General features: G+C 38.3%; 16 protein-coding genes. 3 read left to right on the top strand and 13 right to left on the bottom strand.

The features are described 5' to 3' along the window. Position 1: 1 nt before the first annotated feature. The 13 genes from QEN48_RS06300 to QEN48_RS06240 all read right to left on the bottom strand — a co-directional run bounded on the left by QEN48_RS06300 (position 2) and on the right by QEN48_RS06240 (position 9,784). Positions 2-769 (bottom strand): proteasome assembly chaperone family protein, encoded by a 768-nt coding sequence (locus QEN48_RS06300; RefSeq protein WP_280108053.1) that lies wholly within the window; start codon positions 767-769, stop codon positions 2-4. Then, the gene (locus QEN48_RS06295; RefSeq protein ID WP_280108052.1) at positions 770-1,576 is read right to left on the bottom strand and encodes a translation initiation factor IF-2 subunit alpha; all 807 of its coding nucleotides are present in this window, start codon (positions 1,574-1,576) and stop codon (positions 770-772) included. It lies immediately after the preceding gene. Beyond that, the gene (locus QEN48_RS06290; RefSeq protein ID WP_280108051.1) at positions 1,569-1,742 is read right to left on the bottom strand and encodes a 30S ribosomal protein S27e; all 174 of its coding nucleotides are present in this window, start codon (positions 1,740-1,742) and stop codon (positions 1,569-1,571) included. Before QEN48_RS06290 ends, QEN48_RS06295 begins: the two co-directional genes overlap by 8 nt. A gap of 1 nt (position 1,743) precedes the next feature. Further along, a complete protein-coding gene (locus QEN48_RS06285; protein ID WP_280108050.1) occupies positions 1,744-2,019 on the bottom strand; it encodes a 50S ribosomal protein L44e in 276 nt (91 codons plus the stop codon). Between the two features lie 6 nt (positions 2,020-2,025). After that, entirely contained in the window at positions 2,026-2,697 is a 672-nt protein-coding gene (locus QEN48_RS06280; protein ID WP_280108049.1) for a hypothetical protein, read from the bottom strand. Beyond that, positions 2,691-3,872 carry a DNA primase catalytic subunit PriS gene (gene priS, locus QEN48_RS06275; RefSeq protein WP_280108048.1) on the bottom strand — a complete coding sequence of 394 codons (1,182 nt, stop codon included), beginning with the start codon at positions 3,870-3,872 and terminating at the stop codon, positions 2,691-2,693. Before priS ends, QEN48_RS06280 begins: the two co-directional genes overlap by 7 nt. 64 nt (positions 3,873-3,936) lie before the next feature. Continuing rightward, entirely contained in the window at positions 3,937-4,968 is a 1,032-nt protein-coding gene (locus QEN48_RS06270; RefSeq protein WP_280108047.1) for a DNA primase large subunit PriL, read from the bottom strand. A 90-nt stretch (positions 4,969-5,058) separates the two neighbouring features. Next, positions 5,059-5,796, bottom strand: coding sequence for a proliferating cell nuclear antigen (pcna) (pcn, locus tag QEN48_RS06265; RefSeq protein WP_280108046.1), 738 nt, complete (start codon positions 5,794-5,796; stop codon positions 5,059-5,061). Between the two features lie 75 nt (positions 5,797-5,871). Continuing rightward, positions 5,872-6,177 carry a transcription factor S gene (locus QEN48_RS06260; protein WP_280108045.1) on the bottom strand — a complete coding sequence of 102 codons (306 nt, stop codon included), beginning with the start codon at positions 6,175-6,177 and terminating at the stop codon, positions 5,872-5,874. Between the two features lie 2 nt (positions 6,178-6,179). Continuing rightward, complete coding sequence (locus QEN48_RS06255; RefSeq protein ID WP_280108044.1) at positions 6,180-6,605, bottom strand: NUDIX hydrolase; 426 nt, start codon at positions 6,603-6,605, stop codon at positions 6,180-6,182. 140 nt (positions 6,606-6,745) lie between these two features. Beyond that, on the bottom strand, positions 6,746-7,948 hold the full coding sequence (locus tag QEN48_RS06250; protein WP_280108043.1) for a methionine adenosyltransferase: 1,203 nt from the start codon (positions 7,946-7,948) through the stop codon (positions 6,746-6,748). Between the two features lie 282 nt (positions 7,949-8,230). Beyond that, the gene (locus QEN48_RS06245; protein ID WP_280108042.1) at positions 8,231-9,079 is read right to left on the bottom strand and encodes a diadenylate cyclase; all 849 of its coding nucleotides are present in this window, start codon (positions 9,077-9,079) and stop codon (positions 8,231-8,233) included. 108 nt (positions 9,080-9,187) lie between these two features. Continuing rightward, the gene (locus QEN48_RS06240; protein WP_280108041.1) at positions 9,188-9,784 is read right to left on the bottom strand and encodes a molybdenum cofactor guanylyltransferase; all 597 of its coding nucleotides are present in this window, start codon (positions 9,782-9,784) and stop codon (positions 9,188-9,190) included. Between the two features lie 141 nt (positions 9,785-9,925). Here QEN48_RS06240 and larE point away from each other — a divergent pair, with 141 nt between their 5' ends. From larE to QEN48_RS06225, 3 genes are all read left to right on the top strand, one after another. Then, the gene (larE, locus tag QEN48_RS06235) at positions 9,926-10,729 is read left to right on the top strand and encodes an ATP-dependent sacrificial sulfur transferase LarE (RefSeq protein ID WP_280108040.1); all 804 of its coding nucleotides are present in this window, start codon (positions 9,926-9,928) and stop codon (positions 10,727-10,729) included. A 118-nt stretch (positions 10,730-10,847) separates the two neighbouring features. Beyond that, a complete protein-coding gene (locus QEN48_RS06230; RefSeq protein ID WP_280108039.1) occupies positions 10,848-12,146 on the top strand; it encodes an O-acetylhomoserine aminocarboxypropyltransferase/cysteine synthase in 1,299 nt (432 codons plus the stop codon). A gap of 1 nt (position 12,147) precedes the next feature. Beyond that, the gene (locus tag QEN48_RS06225; RefSeq protein WP_280108038.1) at positions 12,148-13,647 is read left to right on the top strand and encodes a homoserine O-acetyltransferase; all 1,500 of its coding nucleotides are present in this window, start codon (positions 12,148-12,150) and stop codon (positions 13,645-13,647) included. Positions 13,648-13,796: the final 149 nt, after the last annotated feature.

Raw genomic sequence — 13,796 nt, 5'->3', positions numbered from 1 at the left:
TTTATCCGATGTATCGTAGGTCGTCGCCTGTTGGTTGTGGTTGTTGTTGTTCTTCTTGGTATCTTTGTTTTAGTTTTGAGACTACTTCTTCCATTTCTTCTGCTCTTTCTTCGAGTTTTTTTGTGTCTATTTCGATTTCGAGCATTTCGGAGAGTATTCGTAGTACTTTTTGGGCGCTTGCTGGGTCTACGATGTATCCGCTTGTTTCTCCCATTAGGCATGTTGCTGGTATTTCTTTTTGGTTTCCTAGTCCTAGTAGGAGTCCTGATGCGCCTATTATTCCGCCTTTTGGTTTTCCTTGTTCGAATTTGACGCCTTTTTCTTCTAGTTTTTGTTTTGGGTAGTGTTCGTTTACTGCGCCGTATATTTCTGGTGTGTCGGACATTTCGCCTGTGGCGAGTCCTCCTATTGTGTATATTGTTTGGACGTTGTTTTCTGTTGCTATGTCTAGTATTTTTTCTGTTATTTCGAAGTGTCCGGTGTTTTCTACGCTTTGGTGGTCTCCTACTACTAGTATTACGTCGTTTTTGTTGTTTTCGAGTTCTGCGGTGTATATTTCGATTCGGACGAGTCGGGCGATTCCGTCGTCTTGTACTATTACTTGGGGTGGTAGGTAGGGTGAGAATATTTCTGCTGTTTTTTCTGCTTCTAATTCGTCTACTAGGTGTTCTGCTGCGAGTTTTCCGATGTGTCCGACTCCTGGTAATCCTTCGATTAGTATTGGGTTGTTTAGGTTGATTTCGTTTAGGTAGTTTATATGTGTCTGCATTTATTCTGCCTCCTCTATTTCTCTATGGAATTTGCCTTCTCCGCCTTGTTCTTCTATTTTTTTGAGTACTTTGTTTGTTACTTCTTCGAGTATTGTTTCTGCTGTTTTGTAGTCTGGTGCGTTTATTTTTACTCGGTAGTATGGAGCGCCTATGTAGCTTATTTTTATTTTTGCGTTGTCTTTTTCTATTTTGTTTCCTTCTTTGAGTGATTTTTTGATTTTTTCTACGCCGTTTGAGTTTCTGGCTTTTAGTTCTAGATATCCGGTTATGTCGACGTATGGTATTTCGACGTTTTCTTTTGCTATTTCTTCGAAGGTTTCTGCTAATTCTTGGTCTATTCCCCTTTTTGTTAATGGGGTTGTGCCTTCTAGTGCTACTTCTTCGAACACTGGGTACATTAGGCCTCCGTAGTCGTCGATTGTTTTGTTTGTTATTTTTTGTTTTATTTTTTCTTTATCTGAATCTGTTTTTTCTGCTACGAACTCGATCCATCTTTCTGCTTTTTGTTCGTTTTTCCAGTCTTGTATTTTCTGTCTTTTTTGGTGTTCGTTGACATCTTTGAGTGAGAGGTTTATTTGTTGTTTTTTGGGGTTTACTTCGAGTACTTTGCAGACTACTTTTTGTTCTTCTTGTACGTGGTCTTTTATGTGTTTTATCCAGCCGGAGGCGAGTTCTGATATGTGTATTAATCCTTCTTTATTGCCGTATTCTTCTAGTTCTACGAATGCTCCGAAGTCTACGACGTTGGATACTCGGCATACGACGAGTTCGCCTACTTCTGGGTAATCGTTTTGGTTGTTAGTCAACCTCTTCTACCACCTTTGATTTTAGTTCGGCAAGTCCTCCGGTGGGTATGGCTAGTGTTCGGCCACAGATTCTGCATTCTACGTCGTTTGATACTTTGTTAAAGATTACTTGTTGGTTTTCACAGTCTTTGCATTTTACTTTTATAAATTTACTTCTTGTTTTCATTTTATCCCTCTAGTTCAAGTCTGGATGTACGGAATCCTTCTCTTGTATGGGATTTGTTGCATTCCGTGCATCGGTATCGGAGGTCGACTTTTTTGGTTGGTTTATCTCCGACTGGTAGTGGTCTTGGATATCCTCGGTATCCACTTGTTACTCTTCTGAACTGTCTTTGCCCCCACTTCATCTCGCTTGGTTTTCCTTTCCTTACTTTTTCGATTTCATGTTCTTCATGGCTGTTGCAGAACGGGCAGTGAGTTCTAATCCTTCTAGGCATCTTCATAATTATTCACCTTATCTTAATTTTTTTAGCTATTTTTCGTTCCATCAGGACTTCTGCATCGTTATTTGGAATACAGACTATGTCTTCTTTTGAAAGGTGATGTGTCCTATGGTCCGAAGAAACAAATCTCGGAAAATTATCTAATATTCTAACTACAGTATATGAGTGTTGTGAATTATTAAAAGTTTTCTCCGGTTTTTTTGTTGTTTTTTCTTGTTGATTGGTTTTTTGAGTAGTTTTGTTTTGTTTTTCCGGTTTGTTTTTTGTTTTTTGTCCATTGTTTTCGGTTTGTTTTTTGTTAGTACTTTGTTTTTTGGGGTTTATTTTTGTTAGTACTTTGTTTTTTGCTGTTTTGAGGTCGTTGCAGAGTGATTTGTATATTTTTTTTTCTATTGGTAGCATTTTGTCTGTGTTGGGGTTTTCGTTTTGTAGGTGTCTTGTTGATAATGCGATTATTTTTCCGATTCGTCTGTGGAATATGTTTTCCATGACTTGTATTGAGCTGTCGAATTCGTCTCTTAGTATTAGTTTGGCTTTTCCGTCTTGTCTTTCTATTTCTTCTTCTAGGTCTTTTAGGTATTCTCCGACGTTTTTGTAGAAATTTTTATTTAGTTTAAGTAGTTCTTCTGTTCGGTTTTCTTCTTTTTGTATGTCTCTTAGTTTGTCGAAGTCTACCATCCTTCCACCTCTACTATTCCTTTGGCTGCTAGGAAGACTGCTGCGTATTCTGGGATTTCTTTAATGGTATGTTTGGTTAATGTGATTTCGGTGTTTTTTATTGTTATTTCGTAGTCTTTTTTTGTTTTTATTTTAACTGGGTTGTCTTCGAATACTACTGCGTCTTTTAGTGGATGGAAATCTTTTATTTCGTTTATTTTTATTGGTTTTACTTGTAGGCCTGTTCCTCCGTGTAGTGATCCAGGTAGTCGTATTAATCGTTTTATGTCGCTTGTTACAGGTTCGTCGGCGTTTATACCATATTTATCGGTTGCCATATCTATTATCTGGCTCCATATGTCTTTTTTAACACCACGAACCATGTTTAGGTTTCTTGTTTTATTTGCTCTTTTGACTCTTTCTGGGTGTGTGAAGAATTTATGTAGTCTTTTGGCCTTTTTTTCTCCAACGCCATCTAGTTGTTTTAGGAACTCTATTCCTTTTTCTTTGGTTGTTGATTCTAGTTTTTTTGGTAGTTCTTGGTATATCCATGTGGTTATTCTTTGATCCCAGTTGTTTCCGAGGTTTTTGAGTTCTAGGTATTCGATTATTTCTTCGTTTTGTTTATCGCTTCTTTCTTTTATTGGTGAAAGGCCTTTTCCAGATATGTAATCTATTATTTCTCTTCTTTCTGCACTGCCTAATTTCTTTATTGATTTGTCGTATACGTGTATGTGGTAGCCTCGGCCGCCTGAAAAAACTAGTTGGATTTTTTGGGGGTTGAAGCCAAGGTCTTTGGTTAGATATGTGTTTATCAGTTTGTCGGCTTCTTTTTTGACTTCATGTAACATTTCTTTGTATGTTAGTTTGGAGCTGGCTATGTAGTCTGCATCTAAATCGAATATGAGGTCGGCTCCTGTCCATTGTTTTTCGTCCATTGTTTTTGCGTTTGGTGTTTTGTAATATGCTGAGGAATAGTATGTGTGTGCTGGAGCCATTGACTTTAGATATTCTTTGAGGCCTTGTTGGTTGTTGAATGCTCTATGTCTTTTCATTGTGATTTTTTCTGGATATCCTTCGTCTATGTGTATGAATCCCCATTCACGTTGTTTTGGTTTTGGAGGGAGATGTAGGTCGGGGTTGGAGTAATATTTTTGGAAGCTTTCTTTGAGGAATTTTTTTGTTCTAAGCCTCATTTTCTTTTTTTTGCTCCTTTTTAATAGGTTTTATTTTAGGTTGTTTGTGGTTGTTTGGTTTTGTTTATTTTTTGTTTTTTGTTTGGTTTTGGTTTGTTTGGGTTTTTTTTATTTTCCATCTGTAGTATCCTAGGGGGTGTGATACTTTTTGACAGATTCCTTCTGGTTCTTGGCAGATGTTGTAGGTTTTCATGGTTTTGCATGAGGGTGGTGTGTATTTTGTTTTTTCTCTTCCGGCGATGTGGTTTATTTGGTATTTTGTTTTTTCTTCGTTGTAGTCTGGGGATTTTTTGAATACGTTTAGTACTTCTTGTGTATTCATTCCGATGTTTATTAGGAATGATACTAGTGTGAATCTATCTGTGTGGGATAGGTTTTCGCCTTTGTTGGATCGTTTTATTAGGGTTTTTATGCAGGGTGGGAAGCTTTTTTGTTTTATGGGTAGGTTTTTGTCTATTGATAGTTGGTTTTTCTTTTTTTCTAGTGTTTTTTCGATTTTTTGGGTTTGTTTTTTGAGTTTTTGGCATATTGTTTTTGCTACGTCTAGGGGGAGTTCGTTTAGTATTTTGTTTTTGATTGCTTCTTGTAGTAGTCTATGTAGTTCTTGTTTTTGGAGTGTTATTTTTCCGTTTTTTATGTTTTGGTTTATGAGTTTCCAGGTTTTTTCGTTGATTTTTTTGGTGTGTTTGAGGTAGTCGGTGAAGTGTATTTGGTATTGTGTTTTGTTTTGTTTGTGTTGTGTTGTTGTGTTTATTTTTAGTCCTTGGGCTATGTGTTTGATTGTTTCTGGTTTTTCTTTTTGCATTCTGTGGTGGAATTTTTTGGATTCGTGTAGTGCTATTTTGTTGTTTAGGTAGTGGTCGTTTATGCAGCTTACAATTAGTCTGGAGATTGGGTATGAAAGTATTTCGATGTGTGGTTCTGTTGTTTTGTTGTTTTGTTTGTTTTTGATTGCGTTGGTTATTCTCTGTACTGCGTATTTGCGTTCTCTGGTGTAGGCTGGGTTTTCTATTAATTCGTTTATGTCGAAACCAGCCTCCCTGACGTAGGTTTGGGTTTCAGGGAGGAAGGGGTATTTTGCTAGCCTTTCCTCCATCTTTTTTTTGTTTCCTCCGCTTTTGAAGCGGTTTTTATCTAGAATATTTCAAGAAAAAACCTATCCTATTTTTTGTGTGGGTGGATTGGTTTACTCGGACTCGATTCTTGGGGCAAGTAGGTATTCGATGTTGCTTCCTGTTATGTTGAATTTGAATAGTATTGGATAGTCGGTTCCTAGGTTCATTGTTACTTCTGGGGCTTTTTGTATTGATTTGCTCATATCTGATAGGTAGTCTAGGCTGAAGAGTGATCTTGCGTCTTCTGTTGACTCGATTTTTATTAGGTCTTCTTCGTTTAGTGCTATTCGAACGCTGTCTGTGTCTCCTTCTCCTGTTATTACTAATGAGTCGTTTTCTGTTGAGATTACTATGTAGTCGCTTATTTTTTCGGTTGCTTTGATTGCTCGTTGTATTCTCTGGCCGTCTAGTACTATCTCTGCTGGGAGGTCGAGGTCAGGTATGTTTGGTTCTTTTCTTATTGTTGAGGGGTCTATTAATGAGATGTCGTATTCGAACCCGGATACTTTTATTTTCATCATTGAGCCGTCATCGGTCTCTAGTTCTAGTATGTCTTCGCTTGAAGCGAGTGATAGGATATCGTCTATTCTGTTTAGGTCTATACCTATTGTCATGTCTTCGGTGTGGTCGTAGGACTCGAATTCTTTTTTTGGGATGGTTAGGATAGACATAGCGACGTTTGCTGGATCTACTGCTTTTGAGTTCAATCCATCTTCTTCAATGTTCAGTTTTATTTCATCTACTAGTCTTCCGACTGCATCAAGTGATTCCTTAAGTTTCCCTGTTTTTATGCTTGCTTTAAATGCCATTAATTACACCAGCCATACTCAAATATATTTAATTTTATTAAAACCTTGAAGGTGGGTTTGGGATGTAGAGTTTTTTTAGTCGTATTCTCTCCATGTGAATTGACACTCTAAACACCTGAAGAACCGTGTTTCTGATTCGTCGGCACTTCTTAGTTGTCTTAGCCACCAACCGGCTTTGTTGTGTCCACATTCTGGACATTTTTCTTCAACTGTTGGCAGTACGTTTGAGTTTCCGTCTTCAATCACCGGTATTTCGTTGTCTTCTTGGTTCTCAGTGTATTTATAGTCTTCTTTTATCTCCATAACTACATCGCAACTTCTACATTTGAATAACCCATCATCGGGCATCATCATGCTTCCGCATTCTGAACAAAACTCCATAATTAATTCCTCCGCTCCTTGTTTAAATAATCATTTATTATTTCTTGGTGATCGAAAGCTAGTTTAGGTAGGTCGTTGATGTTGAACCATCTTGCTTCCTTGGCGTCGGTATCAGGTTTTGGTGTCCCTCTGGTTATTCCCGCTACCGTTATTGAGAATACATGGCCTCTGGGGTCTCGTTTGGGGTCTGAATATACATCGATGGTTTTTTTTATGTCTACCTTGAGGTTTGTTTCTTCTAATGCTTCTCGTTGTGCTGCTTCTTCCAGTGTTTCTCCTTCTTTTATGAATCCACCTGGAAGAGCCCACATTCCTTTATATGGGTCACTAGCTCTCTTGATTAGAACTAAGTTTTTTGAGTTAACTATGATTATGTCTACTGCGAGGGCTGGAACCCTGTGTTTGCCATCGCATATACATTTAATCAAAACTTGCCACCAGTCTCATAACTAATAATTTTATAGAAATTTAACTTTACTGGATTTTTTGTTAAATAGCCCCTTTCAATTAATTTATAGTTTTTTTGTTTATTGAAAGGGGTTTTTTGGGTGATTGGAGGTTTTTTGGTTTAGAATGTTTTTAGTTCTCCGTTGATTACTTTTTCTGATATTTTGTTTATGTTTTCGAGGTTGTCTTCAACTATTGCTTTTATTGTTGGTTGAACTTTCTTTTGGTTTTGATTTTCGTGTGGTATTGTCTGGACGCTTACGCATTTTGGTTCGTCTATTGGCTGCCCTATCTGTGATAAGAGTCTAACGTATACTTCTCGTATTTCTTCTATTTCTTCGCTTATTTGGTTTGCTATCTCTGTTGAAAGAAGGTTGTATATTTTTCCTATGTGGGATACGGGGTTTTTACCGCTTGTTGCTTCTATACTCATTGGACGGTTTGGGGTTATTAATCCGTTTGATCGGTTTCCTCTCCCTACAGATCCATCGTCTCCCATTTCTGCGCTTGTTCCTGTAACGGTTTGATATATGTTTCCTTTTTCGATGTTGTCTGCTTTGTTTATGTCTATTTCAAGGGGTAGATCGGTTTTTTTAACCGCCATGTCTTTTACTTTGTTTTTTACTTCGTTTAGGATGTTTTGGTATTCGTCTATGTCGTTGAGTTCGCTTGAGACGGTTGCTTGGGCTATTGTTAGGGAGAGTGTTTCTCCGTTTCTTAGGCCCATTACTTTTATGTCTTCTCCTAGGGCTGGTATTTCGTCTCTCAGGTTGTATAGATATCTTTCGGTTTGGTAGACGAGTTTTTCGGTTTCTGAGAAGGGAGCGTATCCTACTCCGAATGAGGTGTCGTTTGATTTTGGGATGTTTTTTCTGTCGAATACTTCTCTAAGTTCTGTTGAGCTTTGGCCGAGTTTGCTGTCTAGTATTACGTCACCGTTTACGTCGAGGTGGTTGAAGTGTTGTTCTAGATATTTTCTAGCGCTTTTTAGTGCTATGTTTTCGGCTGGGAATTGTTCTTCTCCAACTTCGGTTGTTGCTCTACCGACGAGTAGTATGTATATTGGTTTTATTACTTCTCCGGCTCCGAGTTTTGGACAGGAGTTGCCTGCCACGATCTGTGTTTCATCTGTGTTGTGGTGCATTACTTCTCCAAATCTTTTTATGTATTCTTTGGAGAGGGCTCTTGACACTGTTTCTGCTAGGCCGTCTGCTATTGTGTCGGGATGGCCTATTCCTTTTCTTTCTACTAATTCAACTCTTTGGTCTTCAACTGGTGTTTTAAGTACGTTTTCAACGTTGATGTTCTTTTTATTCTGGCTCACCAAATTACCTCCAATCTTAAAATCAGGTTTGGATTAATGGTTATAGGAATAATAATTTTGATTGATAAAAAATTACCTTGGGTTATTGGGTTATTTTGGTGGTTAATTGTTTATTTATTTGGTTCTTTGGTATATTAGGTTTTAATTATTTAAAAAAAATTGATTACTGTTGGTTATTTTTTATTATTATAGATAGTTTTTTGGTGGTTTTTTTGGGTATTCTTAACTTTTATGAGGGGTTTGGGGGGGGTAATATAGTTCTTTCTTTAGTGATAGGGGGCGTCATACTGGTAATATTCTTACTGTTGGCTCGATCTCTCCTATTATCTCTCCGTCTTTGAACATTCGGACTACACCACCGCTTTTTGCGACTGAAATTGCGATTGCGTCTGTTTCTTTTGTTATACCTGCACAAGCTATGTGTCTGGCTCCTAATCCTTTTTTTAGGTCGATTTCTTTTCCATGGATATCTAGGTATCTGCCAGCAGACCTTACCATCCCTTCGTCATCTATTAGGAAGACACCGTCAACTTGAGATATCTCTTTTATGTTTTCCCAGTTATCATGGTTTCTTACGTCTCTAACTTCTTTTTTCTGGCATTTATAGGGGTTTATTAAAATTTGATGTGATTTTTCCAAGACGTTATCGATGTCCCCAACAATAAAACCTGTTCCTATAGCCTTGCCTTCACGTCCTTCATTACCAATCTTTATAGCTAGGTTTATAACGGTTTTAATTAGGTCTGTATCAATGTTTGATGTTCCTTGTGAAACACTTTCGAAAATAGGGTGTTCTGAAACCCTGTATACGAGCATTCCTACTGCATCTTCATTTATACTGCCAACACCCACGATAGTGTCACCGATCTCTATCTTGCCTTTCATGTAAGCATGAACAACTGCTTCATTTAATTGTTTAGAGAAGTTCTGAGTGCCTCCCTCTGTTGTTATCTTAAACTCTTCATGTTCTCCAGAGTATTTACTTTCATGGGAGGTTACAATAAACACTGAGAAATCGTAGTCATCCTCTATAAGTTCAGTTATATCTCGATCTCCAACTATAACAATTAAAGCTGAAGCTCCTAGTTCATTTGCCATTTCGATTGATTTATCTATAATTTCTTTCTCCATATTCTCCCACCAAAAAAAATTAATTAACTGTTAGTTGACTCTAACCCCTTTTTTAGAACTTCAGCCGTTTCATAGTTCTAGTTTAGTTTACGCAAAAAACGTTTTCGGTTAACACATCGGTTTTTCTATGTCTTCAATCTGGTTGATGTCTTTAAATGTCTTAAGATCTGGATCTATCTGCTTGATTATATCTAGATCTATGTAGTTAACTTTGATTCTTTCTAAAACATTAAGTATCCGGCGATCCGCTTCTCTAAGTGCTTTTTTCGTTGCTTTTTGACCTGGATTTGCCTTGATAACGGTTGGTAAGAACTCTATATGTCCATCTATAGTTTTAACAACACTGGCATCGTATTCTTCCGCTTCTTGATATAGATGTTTGATTACTTCAGTGTTGAGGTAGGGCATATCACAACCAACTATTACTGTTTTACCGTGGTCTATTGTTTGTAGGCCTGCAAATATACCTGCAACAGGTCCATAGTCTTTAATCGGGTCGTATGTGATTTCATCGATTTCAGGTACCTTGGTCATAATTATTTCGCCTTGAGCTTCATCTTTGGAGACTGTAACGATCTTATCTGTTATTTTGGATAGTTTTTCTGCAACATGTCTTATCATTATCTTATCATTTAGTTTATGAAGAGCTTTATCACTTCCAAACCTAGTGCTGTTGCCTCCGGCTAGTATTACTGCAGACCTCATATAACCGCCCGCTCAGTCATAAATATGAATTTATGTAGAGCCTATTTATTCTTTCTCATCGATTTTATTCATTGATTTTTTGGTTTGTTTTTCTGTGTTGTTTGCCTATGATTTATTGATGATTCCTTACTATATCTATTTATGTTCGATACATCTATGGTTATGGACGAGATTTTAGGTGAGTTTCGAGGTAGGGGTGGTGTAGTCGTAGCTTTTTCTGGTGGTGTTGATAGTTCGGTTGTGGCTAGCCTTGCTTATGAGGCGTTGGGTAGTAATTCTGTTGCAGTCACAGTCCGTTCTGAGGTTTTTTCTGAATCTGAGATTGATTATGCTGTTGAAGTAGCTGAAGAGATTGGGATTAAACATAAAGTCATTGATTTAGATCTGCTTGAACTACCTGAGTTCCGTGATAACCCTGTAAACAGATGTTATCTATGTAAAAAAGAGATGATGGATGTTTTGTTTGAGGTTGCATCTGACTTGGGTTTTGAATCTGTTGCCGATGGAACTACTGCAACTGATTTCGATAAGGAACGGCCTGGTGCAGAAGCCCTTGAGGAGTTTGGTGTTTTCACCCCGCTTGCTGACCAGGGTCTTAATAAGGATCAGGTCCGTATTCTTGCGAGTGAACTGGGTTTACCTAACAGTGATAGGCCATCGATGTCGTGTCTTGCCACTCGTATCCCTTATGGTGAAGAGATTGATGTTGAACGGCTTGAGCGTATTGAGGAGGCGGAGGTTTTTTTAAAGGAAATAGGTTTTGAACAAGTGAGGGTACGGGACCATAATGGTATAGCTAGGGTTGAGGTTTCTAGAGAGAACCGTGGACTTGATGTTGAGGTTATGGATGAAATCGATGATCGTTTGAAGGAGATTGGTTTCGATTACGTAACTTTGGATATGGCTGGCTATCGGTCGGGCAGTATGGATAAGTTGGTTCGTTGATCTCTGCCTAAAACAAAACAAATTATCAAGAGTAATAAAGCAATGGACAAGATATAAGTTAGAGTAATCTTATTTTTTTCTACCCAAAAAACACAAATTAAACAAGGAGAACCAAAAAATGCCCAAAAAACAAAAAAAATACCAAATAGAAACAAAAGCAATCCACTCAGGTAAAGAAGCAAGCCAACCAGGAAGATCCTCCTCAATACCAATCCACCCCACAGTAGCATACAACTTCGAAAACTCAGAACAAGCAGCCGACCTCTTCGCAATGAAACCACCAGAATTCCCAGGCCAAATCTACAGCCGCTTCACAAACCCAACCTACGAAGCATTCGAACAAAGAATGACCGAACTAGAAAACGGATTACTAGCAGCATCAACCGCATCAGGAATGGCCGCAAACACACTATCACTACTAACATTCCTAGAAACAGGAGACAAAATACTAGCAACAAACACACTCTACGGAGGAACCGTAACACTATTCGACATAACACTCCCCAAAAAATTCAACATAAACGTCGAATGGACAGAGCCAGAACCACAAAAAATACAACAAAAAATCGACAAAGACACAAAAGCAATATTCGCAGAAACAATCGGAAACCCCAAACTAAACGTACTAGACATAGAAAAAACAGCAAAAATAGCCGAAGAAAACAACATACCACTAATAATAGACAACACATTCGCAACACCATACCTATGCAAACCAATAGACTGGGGAAGCCACATAGTAACACACTCAGCAACCAAATGGATAGGAGGACACGGAACAGTACTAGGAGGAATAGTAATAGACTCCGGAAACTTCAACTGGCCAGAAGGAAACTACCCAGCAATAACAGACACCGACCCAGGATACCGAGGAGGACTCAACTTCTGGAACGAATACAAAGAAAAAGCATACATAACAAAACTAAAAGGCCGATACCTAAGAGACTTCGGATCCTGCATAAGCCCATTCAACGCATTCCTACTCCTACAAGGACTCGAAACACTACACCTAAGAATGGAAAGACACTCAGAAAACGCACAAGCAACAGCCGAATACCTACAAGACCACCCAAAAGTCGAGTGGGTAGCATACCCAGGCCTCAAAAACCACCCAACACACAAACAAGCAAAAAAATACCTCCAAAACGGTTACGGAGGAATGATAGGTTTCGGAATAAAAGGCGGAGCCGAATCAGGTAAAAAATTCATAGAATCACTAGAACTATTCTCACACCTAGCAAACGTCGGAGACGCAAAATCACTAGCAATACACCCCTGGAGCACAACACACTCACAACTAACACCAGAACAAAGAAAAGCAGGAGGAGTAACAGAAGACTTCATCAGACTATCCATAGGAATAGAAAACCAAAACGACATAATCGAAGACATATCAAACGCACTTAAAGAGGCATAAAATGAAAGAAGGGTCAGTAGGAATCGTCGAAGAAAAAAACCACAGAATCAATAAAAAAATAAAACTAGAAAGCGGCAAAAAATTCGGACCCATAGACATATCATACGAAACATACGGAACACTAAACGAAGAAAAAACAAACACCATACTAATCTGCCACCCACTAACAGGAGACGCACACGCCGCCGGATACCACCCCGGCGACACCAAACCAGGTTGGTGGGACAACATGATAGGTCCAGGAAAAGCCTTCGACACAGAAAAATACTACATAATCTGCTCAAACGTACTCGGAGGATGCAAAGGAACAACAGGACCACCATCAACAAACCCCAAAACCGGAAAACCATACGGAACAGACTTCCCAGTAGTCACAATCAAAGACATGGTAAAAGTCCAGAAAAAACTCACAGAACACCTAGGAATAAAAAAACTACTAGCAGTAACAGGCGGATCACTCGGAGGAATGCAAGCACTACAATGGACAGTAACCTACCCAGACAAAGTAAAATATTGCATACCAATAGCAACAACAGCAAAATCAAGTCCCCAACAAATAGCATTCAACGAAGTCGGACGAAGAGCAATCATGTCAGACCCCAACTGGAACGGAGGAAACTACTACAACCAAGAACCACCAAAAAACGGATTAGCACTAGCCAGAATGGTCGGACACATAACATACCTAAGCGACGAATCAATGAAAAAAAAATTCGGAAGAAAACTACAAAACAAAAAAGAATTCACATACGACTTCGACATAAACTTCGAAGTCGAAAGCTACCTAAAATACAAAGGAAAAACCTTCGTCGAAAGATTCGACGCAAACTCATACCTATACCTAACAAGAGCAGTCGACTACTTCGACCTAACAAACGGAGAAAACAACCTAATAAACACATTCAAAAACATCAACACCAAATTCCTTGTAATAGCAATAACAAGCGACTGGCTATACCCACCATACCAATCAAAAGAAATAGTAAGAGCACTCGAAGCAAACGAAATAGAAGTATCCTACTCCGAACTAAGATCCTCCTACGGACACGACGCATTCCTACTAGAACCCGGACAAATGAAACACCTAATAACAAGCTTCATAGGAAAAATAACAGTCCAAGACGTAATGCAAGAAACAACACCACTAATAAACAAAAAAACATCAATAAAAAAAGCATCAAAAACAATGATGGAAAACAACTCAACACACCTACCAGTAACCAACCAAAAAGGAGAAATAGCCGGAATAATAACAGCCTGGGACATAGCAAAAGCAGTCTCAGAAGACCTAAAAGAACTAAGCGACGTAATGACCAACAACGTAGTAACCGCAAACCCAAACGAACCAATCAGAAGCGTAATAAACAAAATCGAAAAACACAACATATCAGCACTACCAGTCGTAGACAAAAAACAAAAAGTAATCGGCACAATCTCAAGCGACGTAATATCACAACTAATAACAAAAGACTCACCAACAACAAGAACAAAAAACCTCTAAAAAACCACAAAAAAAGAAAAAATATACCAAGATTTAAAAAATATACTAAGATTTATAAAAAGGACCTGTCCAAAGACAGGTCCTAATAAACATAGTCGTTCTCTATTTACTAAATCCAACTATATACTTACTTAACCGAAATCAACTTA

This window comes from Methanonatronarchaeum sp. AMET-Sl (assembly GCF_029854155.1).
Classification (GTDB): Archaea; Halobacteriota; Methanonatronarchaeia; order Methanonatronarchaeales; family Methanonatronarchaeaceae; genus Methanonatronarchaeum.
Note: the sequence above shows the minus strand (reverse complement) of the source record. Positions and strands in the feature narration are given on the sequence as shown.